We start from the raw sequence: 19,604 nt of genomic DNA on the forward strand, positions 1-19,604 counted from the left end.
ATCAGCCTCTCACAAAACAAGAGGCTGCCTCAGTATATGGCGAATTTCAGCCTTCAGCGAAAAGCCGCACAATCCCCTTATGAATACTTTCCTCGCGTTCTACCAACAAATCGGCCCCGCCTTGACCCTGCTGGTGATCGGCACCTTCGTGCTGGCCGGCACCGTCAAGGGTGTGATCGGCCTGGGCTTGCCGACAGTCTCCATGGGCTTGCTCGGCCTGGCTATGTTACCGGCGCAGGCTGCGGCGTTGCTGATCATCCCTTCGACGATCACCAACCTGTGGCAATTGGCGTTCGGTGGGCATCTGAGTGCGTTGCTCAAACGCCTGTGGCCCATGCTGCTGCTGATCTTCCTCGGCACCGGGTTTGGCACGCTGTGGCTGGGCATGAGCGGGGGAAGCTGGGTGGGCCATGCGTTGGGCGGTGCGTTGCTGGTGTATGCGCTGAGCGGATTGTTCCTGCCGACGCTCAAGGTAAAACCTGAGACTGAACGTTGGCTGGGCCCTCTGTGCGGGGTCATCACGGGAGTCATCACTTCAGCGACCGGTGTGTTCGTGATTCCTGCTGTGCCCTATCTGCAGGCCCTGGGCTTGAACCGTGATCAGTTGGTACAGGCGCTGGGGCTGTCGTTCACGGCTTCCACCCTGGCATTGGCGGCGGGGCTGGCCTGGCGCGGCACCCTCGGTGGGGGTGAAATCAACGCGTCACTGCTGGCGCTGGTGCCGGCACTGCTGGGCATGTGGCTGGGCCAGGCGGTGCGTCAGCGCATCAGTGCCGTGTTGTTCAAGCGCGTGTTTTTCGTCGGCATGGCCTTGCTGGGCGCGCATCTGCTGATCAGCGGTTAACAATGGGTTGTGCATTCGTGCTTTGCGGTCAAATGTATTTTGCCGTGCCGCCGCTTATTCCGAGGGGCCAATGTCGATAGCCTGCCGGCAGACATTTTTAACCCTTCTGGATGCCCTCCCATGAAAAAAATCCTCCTGCTCAACGGCGGCAAAAAATTCGCTCACTCCGATGGCCGCTACAACACCACCCTGCATGATGCCGCCGTGGCCGTGCTGGACCGCGCCGGCCTCGACGTCAAAGTCACTCACATCGACGAAGGCTACGACGTGGCCGAAGAAGTCGCAAAATTTCTCTGGGCCGACGTGATCATCTACCAGATGCCCGGCTGGTGGATGGGCGCGCCGTGGATCGTCAAGAAATACATCGACGAAGTCTTCACCGAAGGCCACGGCAGCCTGTACGCCAGCGACGGTCGCACGCGCTCCGATGCCTCGCAGAAATATGGCAGCGGCGGCTTGGTCCAGGGCAAGCAGTACATGCTCTCGCTGACCTGGAACGCGCCGCAGCAAGCCTTCGACGACCCGACCGACTTCTTCGAAGCCAAGGGTGTGGACGCGGTGTATTTCCCGTTCCACAAGGCCAATGAATTCCTTGGCATGACCGGCCTGCCGACCTTCTTGTGTGTGGACGTGATGAAGCGCCCGGCGATCGAGGCTGACGTAGCACGCTATGAGCAGCATCTGGCGCAGGTGTTCAATTTCTCGGTGTAAGCTGCTGTGAACCGATAACGAGGAGCGCCTGTGAAAGCCCGATCCGATGAGCTACAGATCTTCGTCAGCGTGATTGAATGCGGTTCGATTTCCGCTGCCGCAGAACAGGTCGGGCAGACGCCCTCGGCAGTCAGTCGCACCTTGTCACGCCTGGAAGCCAAGCTCGACACCACGCTGATCAACCGCACCACGCGACGCATGGACCTGACCGAGGAGGGCAAGTACTTCTTCGAACAGGCCAAAGTGATCCTGGCGCAGATGGATGAGCTGGAAGAGCGCCTGTCGTCACGCCAGAAAAAACCGGCGGGGCGCCTGCGCATCAATGCGGCGGTGCCCTTTATGCTGCATGGGATCGTGCCGTATATCGCGGAGTTTCGCAGTCTTTACCCGGATATCCAGCTGGAGCTGAACAGCGATGACCTGATCATCGACCTGTTGGAGCAGAGTACTGACATCGCCATCCGCATCGGTGCGTTGGCCGACTCCACCCTGCATGCGCGCGCGCTCGGCTGCACGCCGCTGCATATCCTCGCCAGCCCTGACTACCTCAAGCAACACGGCACGCCGAACACGGTTGCCGAATTGGCGGACCACACCTTGCTGGGGTTCACCCAGACCGAGACCCTCAACCACTGGCCGCTGCGCCATGTGGAGGGCGACCGCTGGTTGATCCAGCCCGGCGTGGCCGCGTCCAGCGGTGAAACCGTGCGTCATTTGGCGCTTGAAGGGCAGGGCATCTGCTGCCTGTCGAACTTCATGACCATCGACGACATTGAAGCCGGGCGCCTGGTGCCGGTCTTGGAAGCGTTCAACAGCGGTTATCGTCAGCCGATCCATGCGGTGTTCTACCGTAACTCGCAGCTGGCGTTGCGCATCCAGTGTTTCCTCGACTTCATCCAGGCCAAGCTGGCGCGGTATGCCTGCTGATTCGTGACCTTCGCGCAAGAGTGAATTGGGCAATAAGGGCTTATTCGTCAGGGATCGGCCCTTGATACTGGTCCCATCACTTACTCACTCAGGAGCACTCTCCATGAACGTATTCGTAACCGGCGCAGCAGGTTTTATCGGGGGTTCCATCGCAACCGGCCTGGTCAAGGCAGGCCACAGCGTGACTGGCCTGGTGCGCAGCGCCGAGCAGGCGGCCGAGATGACCGCATTGGGTATCACCCCAGTGATCGGCACCCTGGATGACGACGCTGTATTGACCGAGCAAGCGCAAAAGGCCGATGCCGTGATCAATGCCGCCAGCAGCGACCATCGCGCAGCCGTGGAAACCCTGCTGGCAGCGTTGAAGGGCTCGAACAAGCCATTCCTGCACACCAGCGGTTCAAGCATCGTGGGGGATGCGTCGGGCGGCAAGTCCAGCGATGTCATCTACTTCGAAGATAACTTGCCGGAGCCGACCGTCGACAAAGCCGCTCGCGTTGCCATCGACAACCTGATCCTGGCGGCTGCCAACGAAGGCGTGAACTCGGCGGTGATCTGCAACACCCTGATCTACGGTCACAGCCTGGGCGTGAAGCGCGACAGCGTGCAATTGCCGCGTCTGCTCAAGCAGGCGCGCAAGAGTGGGGTGGTGCGCCATGTGGGCAGTGGGCAGAACATCTGGTCCAACGTGCACATTGACGACGTGGTGGCGCTGTACCTGCTGGCACTGAACAAGAACGTACCGGGCACCTTCTACTTTGTGGAAAGCAGCGAGGCGGCGTTTATCGACATGACCACCGCCATCGCCGAAGCCCTGAATCTGGGCAAACCCCAGGATTGGCCATTAGCCGATGCTGAAGCCGAGTGGGGCTATGAAATGGCCAACTATGGCCTGGGCTCCAACAGCCGGGTGCGGGGCAAGCATGCTCGTGAGTTGCTGGGCTGGGTGCCGAAGCGTACGTCGGTGGTGGAGTGGATTCGCCACGAGATGGTGTGATGTTCGCTTGATACCGGGGCGCTTCTTTCGCGAGCAAGTCGAATCGTCGCACCGCCGCTTCCACACTGACTGCATTCCAAAGCTGGAACTCGGTCAAATGTGGGAGCGGGCTTGCTCGCGAAGGGGACGATACGGTCTTCGAGACTAGCCCCATTCCCTTCAATTCCGTACCATTCCCCGCCTTATCCCCCGCATTACCCTGGTATCTCATGAATCTCACCCGTCTGCGCGCCGATGCCCTGGCCGGCCTCACCACGTCTTTTGCGCTGCTGCCCGAATGCATCGCTTTTGCCCTCGTGGCCCACCTCAATCCGCTGATGGGGCTCTATGGCGCCTTTATCATCTGCACCCTAACGGCATTGTTCGGCGGCAGACCCGGCATGGTGTCCGGTGCGGCCGGCTCGATGGCGGTGGTGATCGTGGCGCTGGTGGTGCAACACGGTGTGGAATACCTGCTGGCGACGGTGTTGCTGGGCGGGTTGATCATGGTCGCCTTCGGCCTGCTGCGCCTGGGCAAGCTGGTGCGCATGGTGCCGCACCCGGTAATGCTAGGGTTCGTGAATGGCCTGGCGATCATCATTGCCCTGGCGCAGTTGGAGCACTTCAAGAGCGGTGAACACTGGCTCAGCGGCACGCCGCTGTACGTGATGATCGGCCTGGTGTTGGTGACCATGGCCATCGTCTACCTGCTGCCGCGCATCACCCGCGCGGTGCCGCCTGCATTGGTGGCGATCCTCGGCGTGGGCCTGGCGGTGTACCTGCTCGGCCTGCCGACCCGCACCCTGGGCGACATGGCCCATATCGCTGGTGGCCTGCCCGCCTTTGCCCTGCCGCAAATCCCCTGGACCCTGGAAACCCTCGCCATCATCGCGCCGTATGCGTTCCTGATGGCCATGGTCGGCCTGCTGGAAACCCTGCTCACCCTGAATCTCACCGACGAAATCACCGAGACCCGTGGCTACCCCGACCGCGAAAGCGTAGCCCTGGGCGCGGCCAATATGGTCTCGGGCCTGTTTGGCGGCATGGGCGGTTGCGCGATGATCGGGCAAACCGTGATCAACCTCAGCTCCGGCGGGCGCGGGCGTTTTTCCGGGGTGTTTGCCGGGGTGATGATCTTGCTGTTCATCCTGTTCCTGTCGCCGTTTATCGAGCGGATCCCGCTGGCGGCGCTGGTGGGCGTGATGTTTGTGGTGTCACAGCAGACCTTCGCCTGGGCGTCCTTGCGGGTGATCAACAAGGTGCCGTTGAATGACGTGCTGGTGATTATCGCGGTGACGGTGATCACCGTGTTCACCGACCTGGCCACGGCCGTGATGTGCGGGATTGTGATTGCGGCGCTGAACTTCGCCTGGCAACAGGCGCGCGAGCTGTATGCCGATGAACACCTGGAGGCCGATGGCAGCAAGCTCTATCGCCTGCATGGCACCTTGTTTTTTGCCTCGACCACGCCGTTCCTCAACAGGTTCGACCCGGCCAACGACCCGGCCCAGGTGACGCTGGATTGCCGTCACCTGAGCTTTGTCGACTATTCAGCGATTGCGGCGCTGATGACCCTGCGTGAGCGTTACACCAAAGCCGGCAAGCACCTGCGGGTACTGCATTTGTCGGAGCGCTGCAAGAAACTGCTCAAGCGCGCCCGGGTCCATCATGAGTAAGTGATCACGGCCCGACCAGGTCTTCGAGTTCCTGGGCGCGGGTCTGGGTCATGTCCAGCACGCAGCCGGAGCCGTTGACCTGGTCGATGGTGCCGCCGGTCGCGGAGCCGGCGAAGCCGCAGTTGGCATCACGGTATCTTATCCACAGGCGCTGCACGTCTTGCAGTTGCTGCTTGCGCGCACCTTCCTGGGCGGCGAGGGCGGTCTTGTAGGCCTTGTTCAGGCGCGTGTCCTGGACCTTGGCTTCCTTGGCGTTGCAATTAACCATGTCCGCGGTCGTGTTGGCGCTGTCCATGCATTTTTTCAACGCCGCGTTATCAGCGGCCGCGGCACTGCCGCACAGGGCGAGAAACAAAGCGCTGACGGCTAGGGAGGTGCGAATCATGGTCGGTTTTCCTGGGCATGAGGGGAGGCGCATTCTATGACTCGATGGCGGCGTTTGAGTTTCCAGCATCTTCTGATGTTCATGTAAGAACACTCCCCGAATTTTCATAGGCGACCGTTGGGCATATCCCAACGCGACAGCGCTTATCCGTGGGCGAAAATTACTTTCATAAAAATTGAAAATACTCTTCGGTAATGATTTATGAGTTTCACAACCAATTCGACGTGACCCTTTCCGAGGAGTACCGCATGGCCGCATCACCGGGCTTCGGGCTATTGGCATACGCTGCCATCGCCATCATTGCTTTGATCGTGCTGATTGCACGTTACCGGCTCAATCCGTTTATCGTCATCACCCTGGTATCCATCGGCCTGGCGCTGATGGCCGGGATGCCGGCGGACACCATCATGGGTTCCTACGAAGCAGGCGTCGGCAAGACCCTGGGGCATATCGCCCTGGTCGTGGCGCTGGGCACCATGCTCGGCAAGATGATGGCCGAGTCCGGCGGCGCCGAGCAGGTGGCACGCACGTTGATCAACCGTTTCGGCGAGCGCAATGCGCACTGGGCCATGGTGTGCATCGCCTTCCTGGTAGGGCTGCCGCTGTTTTTCGAGGTCGGTTTTGTGCTGCTGGTGCCGATTGCCTTTACCGTGGCGCGCCGTGTAGGCGTATCGATCCTGATGGTCGGTTTGCCGATGGTCGCCGGCCTGTCGGTGGTGCATGCGCTGGTGCCACCGCACCCGGCGGCGATGATGGCAGTGCTGGCGTACAACGCGTCGGTGGGGCAGACCGTGCTCTACGCCATCCTGATCGGTATTCCGACGGCAATCATCGCAGGTCCCGTCTACGCCAAATTCATCGTGCCGCGTATTCATCTGCCGGCGGAAAACCCGCTGGAACGCCAATTCATCGAGCGCGAACCGCGTACTCGCTTGCCGAGTTTCACGCTGACCATGGGCACCATCCTATTGCCGGTGGTGCTGATGATGATCGGCGGTTGGGCCAACGTGATTTCCACGCCGGGCACCGGTTTCAACCAGTTCCTATTGTTTATCGGCAACTCGGTGATCGCGCTGCTGGTGGCGACCTTGGTGAGCTTCTGGACCTTGGGTATCGCCCAAGGCTTCAACCGCGAGTCGATCCTCAAGTTCACCAACGAATGCCTCGCGCCGACCGCGAGCATCACCCTGCTGGTGGGCGCGGGCGGCGGTTTGAATCGCATCCTGGTGGATGCGGGTGTGACCAACGAAATTCTCGGCCTGGCCCATGCTTTCCAGCTGTCGCCTTTGGTAATGGGTTGGCTGTTTGCCGCGCTGATGCGTATTGCCACGGGCTCGGCCACCGTCGCCATGACCACCGCGTCCGGCGTGGTAGCACCGGTTGCCATGGGCCTGGGTTATCCACACCCTGAATTGCTGGTGCTGGCCACCGGCGCGGGTTCGGTGATCTTTTCCCACGTGAACGACGGCGGCTTCTGGCTGATCAAGGAATACTTCAATATGACGGTGATCCAGACCTTCAAGACCTGGACCGTGTTGGAGACCCTGATTTCTTTAGTCGCCTTCGGTCTCACCTACGGCCTGTCTCTTGTTTTATGAGCCGCATTCTGTAACCCGGAGCCCCCATGGACATCCTCTACCAGATCCGCGCCCGCCAGGACTCTTTCAGCGCCGGTGAAGGGCGTATCGCCAAGCTGATGCTCGATGACGTGGGCTTTGCCGCGTCGGCCAGCCTGGAAGCGTTGTCCCAGCGGGCCGAGGTCAGTACGGCCACCTTGTCGCGGTTCGCGCGCAGTGTGGGTTGCCGGGATCTGCGGGATTTGCGTCTGCAATTGGCCCAGGCCAGCGGGGTCGGCAGTCGCTTCCTCGACCCTGCGGGGTTGCCGGAGCAGTCGGCGTTTCATCGGCAGATCCTGGGGGATATCGAGGCGACGTTGCGTCAGCACTTGTCGGGGTTCAACCAGGCGGGTTTCGTCGATGCAGTGAGCCTGTTGGGCAAGGCGCGGATGATCCATGCGTTCGGCATGGGCGGCCCGTCGAGCCTGTGCAGCGATGAGTTGCAAGTGCGCCTGGTACGCCTGGGTTATCCGATTGGCGCCTGCCATGACCCGGTAATGATGCGCGTCACGGCGGCAACGCTGGGACCGGAACATGCGTTGATCGTGTGCTCCCTGACCGGCCTCACCCCCGAGTTGTTGGACGTGGTGACGCTGGCACGCAACTACGACGCGCGCATTGTCGCCATCACCCTGGCCGAGTCGCCCCTGGCCCAGTTGGCGGACGTGCTGCTGCCGCTGCAACCGGCCGAAACCAGTTTTATCTACAAGCCCACCGCGGCGCGCTACGGAATGCTGCTGGCCATCGACTTGCTCGCCACCGAGCTGGCATTGGCCCTGCCGGACGACAACCAGGAACGCCTGCGCCGGATCAAGCTGGCCCTGGACGATTATCGCGGCGGCCCCGACAGCCTGCCGCTTGGAGATTGATATGAAGTACGACACGTTGATCCGTCAGGCGCTGATCATTGATGGCAGTAACACCCCAGGCTACGTCGCCGATGTGGGGCTGCGCGACGGGCGCATCGAGACGATCGGCGACTTGTCGACGGCTGTGGCCGAGCATGAAGTCGAGGCGTGCGGACGTGTGCTGGCGCCGGGGTTTATCGACGTGCATACCCACGACGATACCGTGGTGATCCGCCATCCGCAGATGCTGCCCAAACTGAGCCAGGGTGTGACCACGGTGATTGTCGGCAACTGTGGCATCAGCGCGTCGCCGGTGACGTTGCGCAGTGATCCGCCGGATCCGATGAACCTGCTGGGCAGTGCTTCGGCGTTTGTGTATCCGCGTTTCACCGACTATCGCACGGCGGTCGAGAACGCTCACCCGGCGGTCAACGTCGCGGCGTTGGTCGGCCATACGGCGCTGCGCAGCAACCATATGGATGACCTGCACCGCACTGCCTCAGCGGATGAAATTGCCGCCATGCGCGCGCAGTTGCAAGAGAGTCTCGAAGACGGTGCCCTTGGTTTATCCACAGGCTTGGCCTACGCCAGCGCGTTCAACGCCGAGACCGATGAAGTGCTGCAACTGAGTGAAGCACTCACCGCTTTCGGCGCGGTGTACACCACCCATTTGCGCAGTGAATTCGAGCCGGTGCTGGAGGCGATGGACGAGGCGTTCCTGATCGGCCGGCATGCCAAGGCGCCGGTGATCATTTCCCACCTCAAATGTGCCGGCGCCGGTAACTGGGGGCGTAGCCCGCAGTTGTTGGCGTCGCTGGAACTGGCGGCTAAAACCCATCCCGTGGGGTGTGATTGCTACCCCTATGCGGCGAGTTCTTCGACCCTGGATCTCAAGCAGGTGACTGACGCCTTTCGGATCACCATCACCTGGTCGACACCACACCCGGAAATGGGCGGGCGTGATTTGCAGGATATCGCCGCTGAGTGGGATGTTTCGTTGATGGACGCAGCCCGTCGGCTACAACCGGCAGGCGCGGTGTACTACGGAATGGATGAGGCGGATGTGCGGCGCATCCTGGCGCATCCGTTGTCGATGGTCGGGTCGGATGGGCTGCCGGAAGATCCGTTCCCACATCCGCGTTTGTGGGGTGCGTTTCCACGGGTGTTGGGGCATTTCAGCCGGGATGTCGGGTTGTTCCCATTGCATACCGCCGTGCACAAGATGACGGGCCTTTCAGCCGCGCGTTTTGGCCTGGCGGAGCGGGGTGAAATCCGCGAAGGGCACTGGGCCGACCTGGTGTTGTTCGACCCGTTGCGCGTGCGCGATGTGGCGGACTTCAAGGAGCCGCAGCGCGCAGCGGAAGGCATTGACGGGGTGTGGGTCAACGGCGTGCTGAGCTACAGCGATGGGCAGGCGAATGGTCAGCGGCCGGGTCGGTTCCTGGCGCGCAGTGGGGATTTGCGTCGGGGGTTTTCGTCTCTATAGTGGACGCTTATTTAGACGGAGCGGTTGCCATGCACTTAGGAAAAGTCACCCCCATCCTGCGGATCTTCGACGAGGCCAAGGCGTTGGAATTCTACGTCGACTTCCTGGGATTCAAGGTGGATTGGCAGCATCGTTTCGAGGCCAATTTCCCGCTGTATTTGCAGGTGTCTTTGGGGGACTGCGTGCTGCATTTATCCGAGCATCATGGCGATGCCTCGCCGGGCGCGGCGGTGCGAATTCAGGCACAAGGCGTGGACGCCTATCAGCAGCAGTTGGCGGGCAAGGACTATCGGTATGCCAAGCCCGGGGTTGAGGAAACGCCATGGGGCTCGCGGGAGATGAGCATCAAGGATCCGTTTGGGAATCGGGTGGTGTTTGTTGAGGAAGGCGAGGGCTGAGGGGTAAATCTCAGGCAATAAAAAACCGCCTTAGTAGGGCGGTTTTTTTTGCAATCCCAGTTAGTGGCTGGGGTTGTGATCTCAAAAGGCGCATTCGACCTGCGTCCTAAGGCGCACGTGTTCCGGTAAGTGCGCTGGAGGTAAGGCCCCACCTAGGGAGGGCCGCCTCGGTGTACCAAGGCGGCTTTTTGGTTTCTTACACCCGGAAATGGCTGACCATCTGCTGCAACTGGCTACCCAAGCGCGCCAGTTCAACACTCGACTTGGCCGTCTCGTCACTCGCCGTAGCGGTCTGCTCCGACACATCCCGCACATTCACAATGCTGCGGCTGATCTCTTCAGCCACGGCGCTTTGCTGCTCGGCGGCGGCGGCAATCTGCTGGTTCATCGACTGGATATTCGACACCGTACGGGTGATGTTCTCCAGTGACACACCGGCCTTGCGCGTCAGCTCGACACTGCTGTCGGTCAGGCTGCGGCTGTTGTTCATCACGTTGGCCACTTGTTGGGTGCCGTTCTGCAAACCAGCGACCAGGCCTTCGATTTCCTCGGTGGATTTTTGCGTGCGCTGGGCCAGGCCGCGCACTTCGTCGGCGACCACGGCAAACCCACGCCCGGCTTCACCAGCCCGCGCGGCTTCGATCGCCGCGTTGAGGGCCAGCAGGTTGGTCTGTTCGGCGACGGCCTTGATCACGTCCATCACGCTGCCGATCTTGTTGCTCTCTTGTTGCAGGTGGGTCATGGCGTCGGTGGAACGCGCCACTTCAGCGGCCAGACGCTCGATCTGGGCGATGGCCTCGGCCACCACCTTGTCGCCTGCGCGGGCTTGGCCATCGGCATCGGCGGCGGCCTGGGACGCTTGCTCCGCGTTGCGCGCCACTTCCTGCACGGTGGCAGTCATTTCGTGCATCGCGGTGGCGACCTGGTCGGTCTCGATCTTCTGACTGTTTACTCCGGCGCTGGTCTGCTCGGTCACGGCCGACAGTTCTTCGGCGGCGCTGGCGATCTGTGTCACGCCGTCACGAATACCGCTGATCAACTCACGCAAGGTGGTGCCCATGCGCTGGATACCTTGTTGCAACACGCCCAGTTCATCGCGACGAGTGACCTGGATGTTGTGGCTCAAGTCGCCGGAGGCAATGCGCTCCACCACCGCCAGGGTTTCCTGGATCGGGCGGGTGATCTGGCGGGTGATGACCCATGCTGCGATGACGCCAACCAACAGGGCCAACAAGGTGCTGATCAGTTGAAGGCTGCGGGCCTGGGCGCTTTCTGCGTCGCGGCGGGTCAGTTGGATGTCATACAGTTTGTCGCTGATCGTGACGATATCAGCGCCCTGGGTGGTCATTTCGGCGCGCGCAGTGACGATGTTGGCGTTGGCTGCCTTGTAGTTCTGAACGGCGCTGCGATAGGCGCCCAGGGCCGTTTCCAACGCGGTCAGCGCACTTTGCTGGCTGGCGCCGAATGCGGCGCTGAGGTCTTTCACGCCGGCGATGGCTTTTTCAATCTGTGCAGCCGCGCGTGCTTCGGTCTCCGGGCTGACGTTACCGGTGTAGCCGCGTACTTCGTAGCGAGCCAACTGGAACTGCATCTTGGCGTCGGCCACCGCCTGGAACTGCGCCAGGTGCTCCGAACTGTCGGGCATTTGCTTCACGCTGGTTTCCAATGCGTTGATCTGCGCATTGGCGATATCCGCCTTGTCGCCCATCACCTGGCGCGAGGCGTTGCCGTTACGGTAGGCCTCACGCATTTTGTTCAGCGACTGCTGGTAAGCGGTGATGATGGACTTTTGCTCGTTGAGCAGCTTGAGGTTTTCTGGGCTTTTGAAGCTGTCGAGCAGCTTCTGTTGCTGGGCAGCGAACGCATCCAGGTTGGTCTGTACGTTCTGGGCCACGGCTTCATCGCCGTTGGCGAGCATGTACTGCAGGCGCACGATACGTAGCTTGGTCAACGACGCATTGAGCTGAGTGATGTCGCTCATCCAGTTGCTGCGATCAATCAGGCCGCCCAGGCTGGTCCAGCCGGTCAGGGCCAGGATCGAGGTGAGGACCAGTACCAGGCCGAAGCCCAGGCCCAGTTTGAGATTGACGCTAATGTTGCCGAACCAGCTATTCATCGAATGCTCCGCAAGAATGATGGGGGGTGCTGGACGGTTATTGGTTTTGGAGCCAGCTGCTGTGTAGGGCTGTATCGGCGGCAGGTGTTGAATCTGAAATGCTAATTCGTAAGGTGCGACGAAGGGTCGCCGCTGCAGTGGCTGGCCGGGGAGGGGGCTGATCTTGGGCCGGTCTTGTGTGCTAGTCTGCGGACCCTTTTAGTTCTGGATTGCGCGGGAAACCGTGTTGTCCTACAGCGGAGCCTCTTCATGTCCGAAGTTAATCTGTCCACCGACGAAACCCGCGTCAGCTACGGTATCGGCCGTCAGTTGGGCGACCAACTGCGCGACAACCCGCCACCGGGTGTGAGCCTGGACGCAATCCTGGCCGGCCTGACCGACGCCTTCGCCGGTAAGCCAAGCCGTGTTGACCAAGAGCAAATGGCTGCCAGCTTCAAGGTTATCCGCGAAATCATGCAAGCCGAAGCGGCTGCCAAAGCTGAAGCCGCTGCTGGCGAAGGCCTGGCTTTCCTGGCTGAAAACGCCAAGCGTGATGGCATCACCACTCTGGCTTCCGGCCTGCAATTCGAAGTGCTGACCGCCGGTGACGGCGCCAAGCCGACCCGTGAAGATCAAGTGCGCACTCACTACCACGGCACCCTGATCGACGGGACTGTGTTCGACAGCTCCTACGAGCGCGGCCAGCCTGCGGAATTCCCGGTGGGCGGCGTGATCGCCGGCTGGACCGAAGCCCTGCAACTGATGAATGCCGGCAGCAAATGGCGCCTGTACGTGCCGAGCGAACTGGCTTACGGCGCTCAAGGCGTTGGCAGCATCCCGCCGCACAGCGTTCTGGTGTTTGACGTCGAGCTGCTCGACGTTCTGTAAGACCTGCTGATTACTGTGCCTGGCTTTATGTGGGAGCCGGGCTTGTCCGCGATGCCGGCGACTTGGTCTGATGTCTTACCGAGTTGATGCTATCGCAGGCAAGCCAGCTCCGACATAAAGCAGGTGGATTCAACCTCGCTCATGGATGGAACTTGCCATTCAGCTCTGTCGCCGGGCGCAACGCTCGGGCATAGCAGAACAGAAACAGATTGCGCACCACTTCCTTCAACACGCCAGGTTCGCTCGAACTCAGCCCATTGACGTCCAGGTCGCCCTGGTCCTGCAGTTCATTCAGCGCTTCTTCTTCCAGCACGGCACAGACTTCACCGGTTTCCCGATGCAGGATCCGCAGGTAAGGCTGTGGGCGGTCCAGCCAGGCATCTATCAAATAAGTCATGGGTCTCATCTCCTTGATGGGTTTCAATGAGAATAATTCTTATTCGTAGAATAGCAAGTGCCTATTGGCGGTTTCTGGGTTTTTCTGTGTGGATATTGCGCGGGATCAAACGGGAGGGCGAAACGCCATCCCGCGGCGGGCGCGGGATGGGGGGCAGCATATTCAGACTTTGCGCACGAACTCGGACTTGAGCTTCATCGGGCCGATACCGTCGATCTTGCAGTCGATATCGTGGTCGCCGTCGCACAGGCGGATGTTCTTGACCTTGGTGCCGACCTTCACCACCAGGGAAGTACCCTTGACCTTGAGGTCCTTGATCACGGTGATGGTGTCGCCGTCCTGCAGCACATTGCCGACGGAGTCTTTCTTCACGGTTTCGTCGCTAGCCGCTTCGGCCTCGCCATTGGCGGACCACTCATGGGCGCATTCCGGGCAGATCAGCTGGGCGCCGTCTTCGTAGGTGTATTCGGAATTGCATTTCGGGCAAGGTGGCAACGTGCTCACTAGGGCTCCTTGAGAGTCAGGATGGCTAAAGGGCGCACATTATATAGGGTTTTGCAGTCTTACAGGTTGTATGAAATCTAAATGTGGGAGGGGCCCCTCCCACATAGACCGCGCTTTAGTGAGTACGCGCGACCGCGAACTCACTCAGCTCGACCAGGGCGTCGCGGTATTCGCTGGCGGGCAGGGCTTCCAGGCACTGGATGGCACGGGCCACGTAGTCACGCGCCAGTTGTGCGGTGTACTCCAGCGAACCCGAGGCTTCCACGGCGGCACGGATGGCCTCCAGGTCTTCGATCCCGCCTTTCTGGATCGCCTTGCGCACCAGGGCGGCCTGTTCCGGCGTGCCTTCGCGCATGGTGTAGATCAGCGGCAGGGTCGGCTTGCCTTCGGCCAGGTCATCACCGACGTTCTTGCCCAGGGTTTCAGCGTCGCCCTTGTAGTCGAGCAGGTCGTCGACCAGTTGGAACGCCACGCCCAGGTGGTCTCCAAAGGTGCGCAGGGCTTCGGCCTGTTCGGCCGTTGCGCCGCACAGCGCGGCGGCGCTGTGGGTGGAGGCTTCGAAGAGCATCGCGGTTTTGCCGCGAATCACTTCCATGTAGGTTTCTTCGGTGGTGCTGGCGTCACGGACCTTCGACAGTTGCAGCACTTCGCCTTCGGCGATGATGCGGGTGGCCTGTGAAAGAATCTTCATCACCGGCATCGAGCCGAGTTCAACCATCATTTCGAACGAGCGCGAGTACAGGAAGTCACCCACCAGCACACTAGGGGCGTTGCCCCACATGGCATTGGCGGTCTCACGGCCACGGCGCATGCCGGACATGTCGACGACGTCGTCATGCAGCAGGGTGGCGGTGTGCAGGAATTCGATAGTGGCCGCCAGCAGGCGCAGGTCATCGCCTTCGCGACCCAGGGCCTTGCCGCACAGCAGCACTAATAAAGGACGCAGGCGCTTACCGCCCGCCGACGTAATATAGTCACCAATTTTGGAGACCAGCGGCACTTTAGACGTCAGCTGCTGCTTGATGATGCCGTCGACGGCGCTAAAATCGTCCGCGACCGCGCGGTAGAAAGCTTGGGGTTGCATCAGCGACAGTCGCTCCAGAAGGGTTGCGCGGCATGCTAGGACCCACGCCCCGTAGTGTCAAGGCGCGATAGACGGCCACTTGCAACGCATCAAAGCCTTGCGTACAATCGCGCACCCTGAACTTCCTGGGCAGCACCTGCCTTACGCAATTGCATTCGGGACGTCCATCCCATGCAGCCATGCCAGCCAATACCTCTTCTTATAAAGCGCTGGGTGAGCAGGATTATCGGAGAAATACCATGTCGTACGCAGTAATTGTTACTGGTGGCAAGCAATACAAAGTCGCCCCAGGTGAATACCTGAAGATCGAAAAACTGGAAGTCGCTACCGGCGAATCCGTTACTTTTGATCGCGTTCTGTTGGTCGCCAATGGCGATGACGTGAACATCGGCGCTCCAGTTGTTGCTGGCGCTACCGTTGTGGCTGAAGTGATCTCCCAAGGTCGTCACGATAAAGTCCGCATCATCAAGTTCCGTCGTCGTAAGCACCACATGAAGCGTATGGGCCACCGCCAGTGGTACACCGAGATCAAAATCACCGGTATTCAGGCTTAATTTCAGCCTAATTCCTCACTAGGAGAATTGACTCATGGCACACAAAAAAGCTGGTGGTAGTACCCGTAACGGTCGCGACTCAGAAGCCAAACGCCTTGGCGTGAAGATGTATGGCGGCCAGAAAATCATTCCGGGCAACATCATCGTGCGTCAGCGCGGCACCCAATTCCACGCCGGTTACGGTGTTGGCATGGGTAAAGATCACACCCTCTTCGCGAAAATCGAAGGCGTGATCAAGTTTGAAGTAAAAGGCGCGTTCAACCGCCGTTACGTGAGCGTTGTCGCAGCTTAATTGCGAGATCGCTGGAAAAGCCCTGTCTTGCGACGGGGCTTTTTCGTTTGTGGGGTGAGTCTCTTGCAAAGCTGTTTGTAATGGGCTCAGGCGCTGGTTTGCGGTCGCTGATTGAGGTCGCTGCGCTCATTTTTGCAAGAGTCTTATGTCTTGGTTTCTTAAGCTCGTCCATGCGACGAGAGGCGTTTTGTTATGAAGTTCGTTGATGAAGTTTCCATCCGAGTAAAAGCAGGCGACGGCGGTAACGGTTGCATGAGTTTCCGTCGCGAAAAGTTCATCGAAAACGGTGGCCCCAACGGCGGTGACGGCGGTGACGGCGGTTCCATCTACATGATGGCCGACGAAAACCTCAACACCCTGGTCGACTACCGTTACACCCGGCACTTCGATGCCGAGCGTGGCTCCAACGGCGGCAGCACCGACTGCACCGGTAAAAAAGGCGAAGACCTGGTACTGCGCGTACCGGTCGGTACCACGATTATCGATTCTGCGACCCAGGAAGTGATCGGCGACCTGACCAAGGCTGGCCAGAAGCTGATGGTTGTACAGGGCGGCTGGCACGGTCTGGGTAACACCCGATTCAAGTCCAGTACCAACCGTGCGCCACGCCAGACCACGCCAGGCAAGCCGGGCGAGCAGCGTGACCTCAAGCTGGAAATGAAAGTACTCGCTGACGTGGGCCTGCTGGGCCTGCCGAACGCTGGTAAAAGTACCTTCATTCGCTCGGTTTCGGCCGCCAAGCCGAAAGTCGCCGACTACCCGTTCACCACCCTGGTGCCAAACCTCGGTGTGGTCAGCGTCGACCGTTGGAAAAGCTTTGTGATCGCCGACATTCCCGGCTTGATCGAAGGTGCCTCCGATGGCGCTGGCTTGGGGATTCGCTTCCTCAAGCACTTGTCGCGTACCCGTTTGCTGTTGCACCTCGTCGACATGGCGCCGCTGGATGACACCAGCGCACCGGACGCCGCCGAAGTGATCGTCAGCGAGCTGACCAAGTTCAGCCCGGCCCTGGCTGAGCGTGATCGCTGGTTGGTGCTGAACAAGTGCGACCAGATCCTGGAAGAAGAGCACGAAGAGCGCGTCAAGGAAATCGTTGACCGCCTGGAGTGGGAAGGTCCGGTCTACGTGATCTCGGCCATCGCCAAAGAAGGCACCGAGCGCCTGACCCGTGACATCATGCGCTACCTCGAAGACCGCGCCGACCGCCTGGCGGCCGATCCGGTGTTCAAGGCCGAACTGGCTGAGCTCGATCAACAGATCGAAGACGAAGCCCGCGCCCAGTTGCAAGCGCTGGACGACCAGCGTGCCCTGCGCCGCAGCGGCGTGAAGTCGGTCCATGACATCGGTGACGACGATTGGGACGAAGAAGACGTGGATGATGAAGACGGTCCTGAAATCATTTACGTGCGCGACTGAGTCGTTGCGATAAACTTGAACGCCGCTCCTGTTAGAGCGGCGTTTTAGTATCCGGGTTTAACGTTATGGGCCGCGCTGGGTCGCGCAGCCCTCAATCTAAGGTTGAAGATGATGCGGAGCAAAGTGACAGGTGCGCAGCGCTGGGTCGTAAAGATCGGCAGTGCGTTGCTGACGGCGGATGGCAAGGGGCTCGATCGTGCAGCCATGAGCGTCTGGGTCGAGCAGATGGTGGCCTTGCATGAGGCCGGTGTGGAGTTGGTGCTGGTGTCGTCCGGAGCGGTTGCCGCCGGGATGAGCCGCCTCGGCTGGACTGCGCGACCCAGCGCGATGCACGAACTGCAAGCCGCCGCCGCCATCGGTCAGATGGGCCTGGTGCAAGCCTGGGAATCCAGCTTTGCCGAGCACGGCCGGCACACGGCGCAGATCCTGCTGACCCACGACGACCTGTCCGACCGCAAGCGTTACCTCAACGCCCGCAGCACCCTGCGCGCGTTGGTGGAACTCAAGGTTATCCCGGTGATCAACGAAAACGACACCGTGGTCACTGACGAAATCCGCTTTGGCGACAACGACACCTTGGCCGCCCTGGTGGCCAACCTGGTGGAAGCTGACCTGCTGGTGATCCTCACCGACCGCGACGGCATGTTCGACGCCGACCCGCGCAACAACCCCGAAGCCCAGCTTATTTATGAGGCTCGCGCCGATGACCCGGCGTTGGACGCCGTGGCCGGCAGTGTCGGCGGCGCCCTGGGCCGCGGCGGCATGCAGACCAAGCTGCGTGCGGCGCGCCTGGCGGCGCGTTCCGGCGCCCACACCATCATCATCGGCGGGCGCATCGAGCGCGTGCTGGACCGGCTCAAGGCGGGCGAGCGCATCGGTACGCTGTTGTCGCCGGAACGCGGCATGCTGGCGGCGCGCAAGCAATGGCTGGCCGGTCATCTGCAAACCCGTGGCACCCTGGTGTTGGACGATGGCGCCGTATCGGCGTTGTCCCAAGGCAACAAGAGCCTGCTGCCGGTCGGCGTCAAGCTGGTGCAGGGCAGCTTCCGCCGGGGCGAGATGGTGGTGTGCGTGGCGCCGGACGGTCGTGAGATCGCCCGTGGCCTGGCCAACTACAGCGCCCTTGAAGCCCAGAAAATCATTGGACAATCCTCTGATGCGATTGTCGGACTACTAGGTTACATGGCCGAACCAGAGCTGGTTCACCGCGATAACCTGATCCTGGTCTAACCAAAGGAATACACGATGCGCGTAATGAAGGGATTGCTCGGCCTGCTGCTGGTCATGCCGCTGTTGGCCTCGGCTGAAGAAATCGGTCAGGTGTCGACAGTGTTCAAGTTTGTCGGCCCCAACGACCGGATCGTGGTTGAAGCCTTCGATGACCCCAAGGTCGACGGCGTGACCTGCTACCTGTCGCGTGCCAAGACCGGCGGCGTGAAAGGCGGCCTGGGCCTGGCCGAAGATCGCGCCGAAGCCTCGATTGCCTGCCGTCAGGTCGGGCCGATCCGCTTCAAGGGCGAGCTCAAGGACGGCGACGAAGTGTTCAAGGAACGCACCTCCCTGGTGTTCAAGACCATGCAGGTGGTGCGCTTCCTCGACAAGAAGCGCAACACCCTGGTTTACCTGGTGTACAGCGACCGCCTGATCGAAGGCAGCCCGCAAAACGCCGTGACCGCCATTCCGATTTTGCCCTGGCCGACCGCTCAGTAACTCGCGGGCGGGTTTTGCAATCGGCGTCTATGATTGCTGGCTTGCGGGTTGTAATCTCGACGTGCCGCAATGCGAAGAACATGGGATATCTGGAGTTCGTCATGAGTGCTTTCCACGACCTGAAACTCAAAGCTTTGGACGGACAAGAGCTACCGCTGGCGCCCTTCAAGGGGCAAGTGGTGCTGGTGGTCAACGTGGCCTCCAAATGTGGTTTGACCCCGCAATACGCCGCGCTGGAGAAGCTCTACCAGCAGTACAAGGACCAGGGGTTTACCGTACTTGGCCTGCCGTGCAATCAGTTTGCCGGTCAGGAACCGGGCACCGAGGAAGAAATCCAGGCGTTCTGTAGCCTGAATTACGGGGTGACCTTCCCGTTGGGCAGCAAGCTTGAGGTCAATGGGCCTGATCGTCATCAGCTGTACCGCCTGCTGGCGGGCGAGGGCGCCGAGTTTCCTGGGGACATCACCTGGAATTTCGAGAAGTTCCTGCTGGGCAAGGATGGGCGGGTGCTCGCACGCTTTTCCCCGCGTACTGCGCCGGATGATCCGACGATCGTCCAGGCCATCGAAAAAGCCCTGGCCTGAAGACGTCCAGAAGGCTTTTGTGGTGAGCGGGCTTGTCCCGCGCTGGGTGGCGAAGCCGCCCTAAAATCAGACGCCGCATGTCTAGACAGAACGCGGCGTTTTTACTGGGGCGGCTTCGCCACCCAGCGCGGGGCAAGCCCGCTCACTACAGGTCAGCGGCAACCGGTTGTGCCACTTTTACCCCTTAATCACCCAGATCAATAGTGCTACCCA

General features: G+C 60.7%; 21 protein-coding genes and 1 pseudogene. 16 read left to right on the top strand and 6 right to left on the bottom strand.

What is annotated here, in order from left to right; translation table 11 throughout:
- Nucleotides 1-79 precede the first annotated feature (79 nt).
- From WH299_RS21060 to WH299_RS21080, 5 genes are all read left to right on the top strand, one after another.
- Nucleotides 80-844, top strand: coding sequence for a sulfite exporter TauE/SafE family protein (locus tag WH299_RS21060; protein ID WP_126571422.1), 765 nt, complete (start codon nt 80-82; stop codon nt 842-844).
- Between the two features lie 120 nt (nt 845-964).
- The gene (locus tag WH299_RS21065) at nt 965-1,555 is read left to right on the top strand and encodes an NAD(P)H-dependent oxidoreductase (protein ID WP_122725609.1); all 591 of its coding nucleotides are present in this window, start codon (nt 965-967) and stop codon (nt 1,553-1,555) included.
- A 30-nt stretch (nt 1,556-1,585) separates the two neighbouring features.
- Complete coding sequence (locus tag WH299_RS21070; protein WP_123477907.1) at nt 1,586-2,482, top strand: LysR family transcriptional regulator; 897 nt, start codon at nt 1,586-1,588, stop codon at nt 2,480-2,482.
- A gap of 103 nt (nt 2,483-2,585) precedes the next feature.
- Complete coding sequence (locus tag WH299_RS21075) at nt 2,586-3,479, top strand: NAD-dependent epimerase/dehydratase family protein (protein WP_339551202.1); 894 nt, start codon at nt 2,586-2,588, stop codon at nt 3,477-3,479.
- A gap of 209 nt (nt 3,480-3,688) precedes the next feature.
- Complete coding sequence (locus WH299_RS21080) at nt 3,689-5,134, top strand: SulP family inorganic anion transporter (RefSeq protein WP_339551203.1); 1,446 nt, start codon at nt 3,689-3,691, stop codon at nt 5,132-5,134.
- Between the two features lie 4 nt (nt 5,135-5,138).
- On the opposite strand, the gene WH299_RS21085 is transcribed toward WH299_RS21080, so the two are convergent.
- Nucleotides 5,139-5,519, bottom strand: a complete 381-nt coding sequence (locus WH299_RS21085; RefSeq protein ID WP_339551204.1) for a lysozyme inhibitor LprI family protein — start codon at nt 5,517-5,519, stop codon at nt 5,139-5,141.
- A 248-nt stretch (nt 5,520-5,767) separates the two neighbouring features.
- Between WH299_RS21085 and WH299_RS21090 the strand changes: the two genes are divergently transcribed.
- The 4 genes from WH299_RS21090 to WH299_RS21105 are packed head-to-tail and all read left to right on the top strand — an operon-like array spanning nt 5,768 to nt 9,867.
- On the top strand, nt 5,768-7,117 hold the full coding sequence (locus WH299_RS21090) for a GntT/GntP/DsdX family permease (RefSeq protein ID WP_178083568.1): 1,350 nt from the start codon (nt 5,768-5,770) through the stop codon (nt 7,115-7,117).
- A gap of 26 nt (nt 7,118-7,143) precedes the next feature.
- Nucleotides 7,144-8,004: a MurR/RpiR family transcriptional regulator gene (locus WH299_RS21095; RefSeq protein WP_339551205.1), complete on the top strand. Its 861-nt coding sequence runs from the start codon at nt 7,144-7,146 to the stop codon at nt 8,002-8,004.
- Nucleotide 8,005: 1 nt separating this feature from the next.
- Entirely contained in the window at nt 8,006-9,469 is a 1,464-nt protein-coding gene (locus tag WH299_RS21100) for an N-acyl-D-amino-acid deacylase family protein (protein WP_339551206.1), read from the top strand.
- Nucleotides 9,470-9,498: 29 nt separating this feature from the next.
- Nucleotides 9,499-9,867 carry a glyoxalase superfamily protein gene (locus tag WH299_RS21105; RefSeq protein WP_323625183.1) on the top strand — a complete coding sequence of 123 codons (369 nt, stop codon included), beginning with the start codon at nt 9,499-9,501 and terminating at the stop codon, nt 9,865-9,867.
- Nucleotides 9,868-10,063: 196 nt separating this feature from the next.
- Here the strand turns inward: WH299_RS21105 and WH299_RS29725 are convergent, their stop codons facing one another.
- Nucleotides 10,064-10,927: a methyl-accepting chemotaxis protein gene (locus WH299_RS29725; RefSeq protein WP_371923957.1), complete on the bottom strand. Its 864-nt coding sequence runs from the start codon at nt 10,925-10,927 to the stop codon at nt 10,064-10,066.
- Nucleotides 10,919-11,983: pseudogene (locus WH299_RS29730) on the bottom strand (methyl-accepting chemotaxis protein); the annotation flags it as partial. The pseudogene WH299_RS29730 and the gene WH299_RS29725, both read right to left, overlap by 9 nt.
- A 249-nt stretch (nt 11,984-12,232) precedes the next feature.
- Here WH299_RS29730 and WH299_RS21115 point away from each other — a divergent pair.
- Nucleotides 12,233-12,850, top strand: a complete 618-nt coding sequence (locus WH299_RS21115; RefSeq protein WP_017477811.1) for an FKBP-type peptidyl-prolyl cis-trans isomerase — start codon at nt 12,233-12,235, stop codon at nt 12,848-12,850.
- A 139-nt stretch (nt 12,851-12,989) separates the two neighbouring features.
- Here the strand turns inward: WH299_RS21115 and WH299_RS21120 are convergent, their stop codons facing one another.
- The 3 genes from WH299_RS21120 to WH299_RS21130 all read right to left on the bottom strand — a co-directional run bounded on the left by WH299_RS21120 (nt 12,990) and on the right by WH299_RS21130 (nt 14,835).
- Nucleotides 12,990-13,247: a PA4570 family protein gene (locus WH299_RS21120; RefSeq protein WP_028617909.1), complete on the bottom strand. Its 258-nt coding sequence runs from the start codon at nt 13,245-13,247 to the stop codon at nt 12,990-12,992.
- Between the two features lie 162 nt (nt 13,248-13,409).
- Entirely contained in the window at nt 13,410-13,751 is a 342-nt protein-coding gene (locus WH299_RS21125; RefSeq protein WP_027617845.1) for a zinc ribbon domain-containing protein YjdM, read from the bottom strand.
- A gap of 115 nt (nt 13,752-13,866) precedes the next feature.
- A complete protein-coding gene (locus WH299_RS21130) occupies nt 13,867-14,835 on the bottom strand; it encodes a polyprenyl synthetase family protein (protein WP_005791318.1) in 969 nt (322 codons plus the stop codon).
- A 239-nt stretch (nt 14,836-15,074) separates the two neighbouring features.
- On the opposite strand from WH299_RS21130, the gene rplU reads away from it, so the two are divergent.
- The 6 genes from rplU (at nt 15,075) to WH299_RS21160 (ending at nt 19,391) form a co-directional block, all read left to right on the top strand.
- Entirely contained in the window at nt 15,075-15,389 is a 315-nt protein-coding gene (gene rplU / locus WH299_RS21135; protein ID WP_007950961.1) for a 50S ribosomal protein L21, read from the top strand.
- A 34-nt stretch (nt 15,390-15,423) separates the two neighbouring features.
- Entirely contained in the window at nt 15,424-15,681 is a 258-nt protein-coding gene (gene rpmA / locus WH299_RS21140) for a 50S ribosomal protein L27 (protein ID WP_003176049.1), read from the top strand.
- Nucleotides 15,682-15,873: 192 nt separating this feature from the next.
- Entirely contained in the window at nt 15,874-17,097 is a 1,224-nt protein-coding gene (cgtA, locus tag WH299_RS21145; RefSeq protein WP_016976186.1) for an Obg family GTPase CgtA, read from the top strand.
- Nucleotides 17,098-17,208: 111 nt separating this feature from the next.
- Nucleotides 17,209-18,327: a glutamate 5-kinase gene (gene proB / locus WH299_RS21150; RefSeq protein WP_025999729.1), complete on the top strand. Its 1,119-nt coding sequence runs from the start codon at nt 17,209-17,211 to the stop codon at nt 18,325-18,327.
- Nucleotides 18,328-18,342: 15 nt separating this feature from the next.
- Entirely contained in the window at nt 18,343-18,807 is a 465-nt protein-coding gene (locus WH299_RS21155; protein WP_068932136.1) for a CreA family protein, read from the top strand.
- Between the two features lie 101 nt (nt 18,808-18,908).
- The gene (locus WH299_RS21160; protein WP_028617907.1) at nt 18,909-19,391 is read left to right on the top strand and encodes a glutathione peroxidase; all 483 of its coding nucleotides are present in this window, start codon (nt 18,909-18,911) and stop codon (nt 19,389-19,391) included.
- Nucleotides 19,392-19,604 lie beyond the last annotated feature (213 nt).

The organism is Pseudomonas sp. MYb541 (assembly GCF_037479595.1).
Lineage (GTDB): Bacteria > Pseudomonadota > Gammaproteobacteria > Pseudomonadales > Pseudomonadaceae > Aquipseudomonas > Aquipseudomonas canadensis.

What these genes read in the sequence shown, in the direction of transcription:
- WH299_RS21060 (WP_126571422.1), top strand. Translation starts at nt 80, where the DNA reads ATGAATACTTTCCTCGCGTTCTACCAACAAATCGGCCCCGCCTTGACC.
- WH299_RS21065 (WP_122725609.1), top strand. Translation starts at nt 965, where the DNA reads ATGAAAAAAATCCTCCTGCTCAACGGCGGCAAAAAATTCGCTCACTCC.
- WH299_RS21075 (WP_339551202.1), top strand. Translation starts at nt 2,586, where the DNA reads ATGAACGTATTCGTAACCGGCGCAGCAGGTTTTATCGGGGGTTCCATC.
- WH299_RS21080 (WP_339551203.1), top strand. Translation starts at nt 3,689, where the DNA reads ATGAATCTCACCCGTCTGCGCGCCGATGCCCTGGCCGGCCTCACCACG.
- WH299_RS21085 (WP_339551204.1), bottom strand. Translation starts at nt 5,519, where the DNA reads ATGATTCGCACCTCCCTAGCCGTCAGCGCTTTGTTTCTCGCCCTGTGC.
- WH299_RS21090 (WP_178083568.1), top strand. Translation starts at nt 5,768, where the DNA reads ATGGCCGCATCACCGGGCTTCGGGCTATTGGCATACGCTGCCATCGCC.
- WH299_RS21095 (WP_339551205.1), top strand. Translation starts at nt 7,144, where the DNA reads ATGGACATCCTCTACCAGATCCGCGCCCGCCAGGACTCTTTCAGCGCC.
- WH299_RS21100 (WP_339551206.1), top strand. Translation starts at nt 8,006, where the DNA reads ATGAAGTACGACACGTTGATCCGTCAGGCGCTGATCATTGATGGCAGT.
- WH299_RS21105 (WP_323625183.1), top strand. Translation starts at nt 9,499, where the DNA reads ATGCACTTAGGAAAAGTCACCCCCATCCTGCGGATCTTCGACGAGGCC.
- WH299_RS29725 (WP_371923957.1), bottom strand. Translation starts at nt 10,927, where the DNA reads ATGGGCACCACCTTGCGTGAGTTGATCAGCGGTATTCGTGACGGCGTG.
- WH299_RS21115 (WP_017477811.1), top strand. Translation starts at nt 12,233, where the DNA reads ATGTCCGAAGTTAATCTGTCCACCGACGAAACCCGCGTCAGCTACGGT.
- WH299_RS21120 (WP_028617909.1), bottom strand. Translation starts at nt 13,247, where the DNA reads ATGACTTATTTGATAGATGCCTGGCTGGACCGCCCACAGCCTTACCTG.
- WH299_RS21130 (WP_005791318.1), bottom strand. Translation starts at nt 14,835, where the DNA reads ATGCAACCCCAAGCTTTCTACCGCGCGGTCGCGGACGATTTTAGCGCC.
- rplU (WP_007950961.1), top strand. Translation starts at nt 15,075, where the DNA reads ATGTCGTACGCAGTAATTGTTACTGGTGGCAAGCAATACAAAGTCGCC.
- rpmA (WP_003176049.1), top strand. Translation starts at nt 15,424, where the DNA reads ATGGCACACAAAAAAGCTGGTGGTAGTACCCGTAACGGTCGCGACTCA.
- cgtA (WP_016976186.1), top strand. Translation starts at nt 15,874, where the DNA reads ATGAAGTTCGTTGATGAAGTTTCCATCCGAGTAAAAGCAGGCGACGGC.
- proB (WP_025999729.1), top strand. Translation starts at nt 17,209, where the DNA reads ATGCGGAGCAAAGTGACAGGTGCGCAGCGCTGGGTCGTAAAGATCGGC.
- WH299_RS21155 (WP_068932136.1), top strand. Translation starts at nt 18,343, where the DNA reads ATGCGCGTAATGAAGGGATTGCTCGGCCTGCTGCTGGTCATGCCGCTG.
- WH299_RS21160 (WP_028617907.1), top strand. Translation starts at nt 18,909, where the DNA reads ATGAGTGCTTTCCACGACCTGAAACTCAAAGCTTTGGACGGACAAGAG.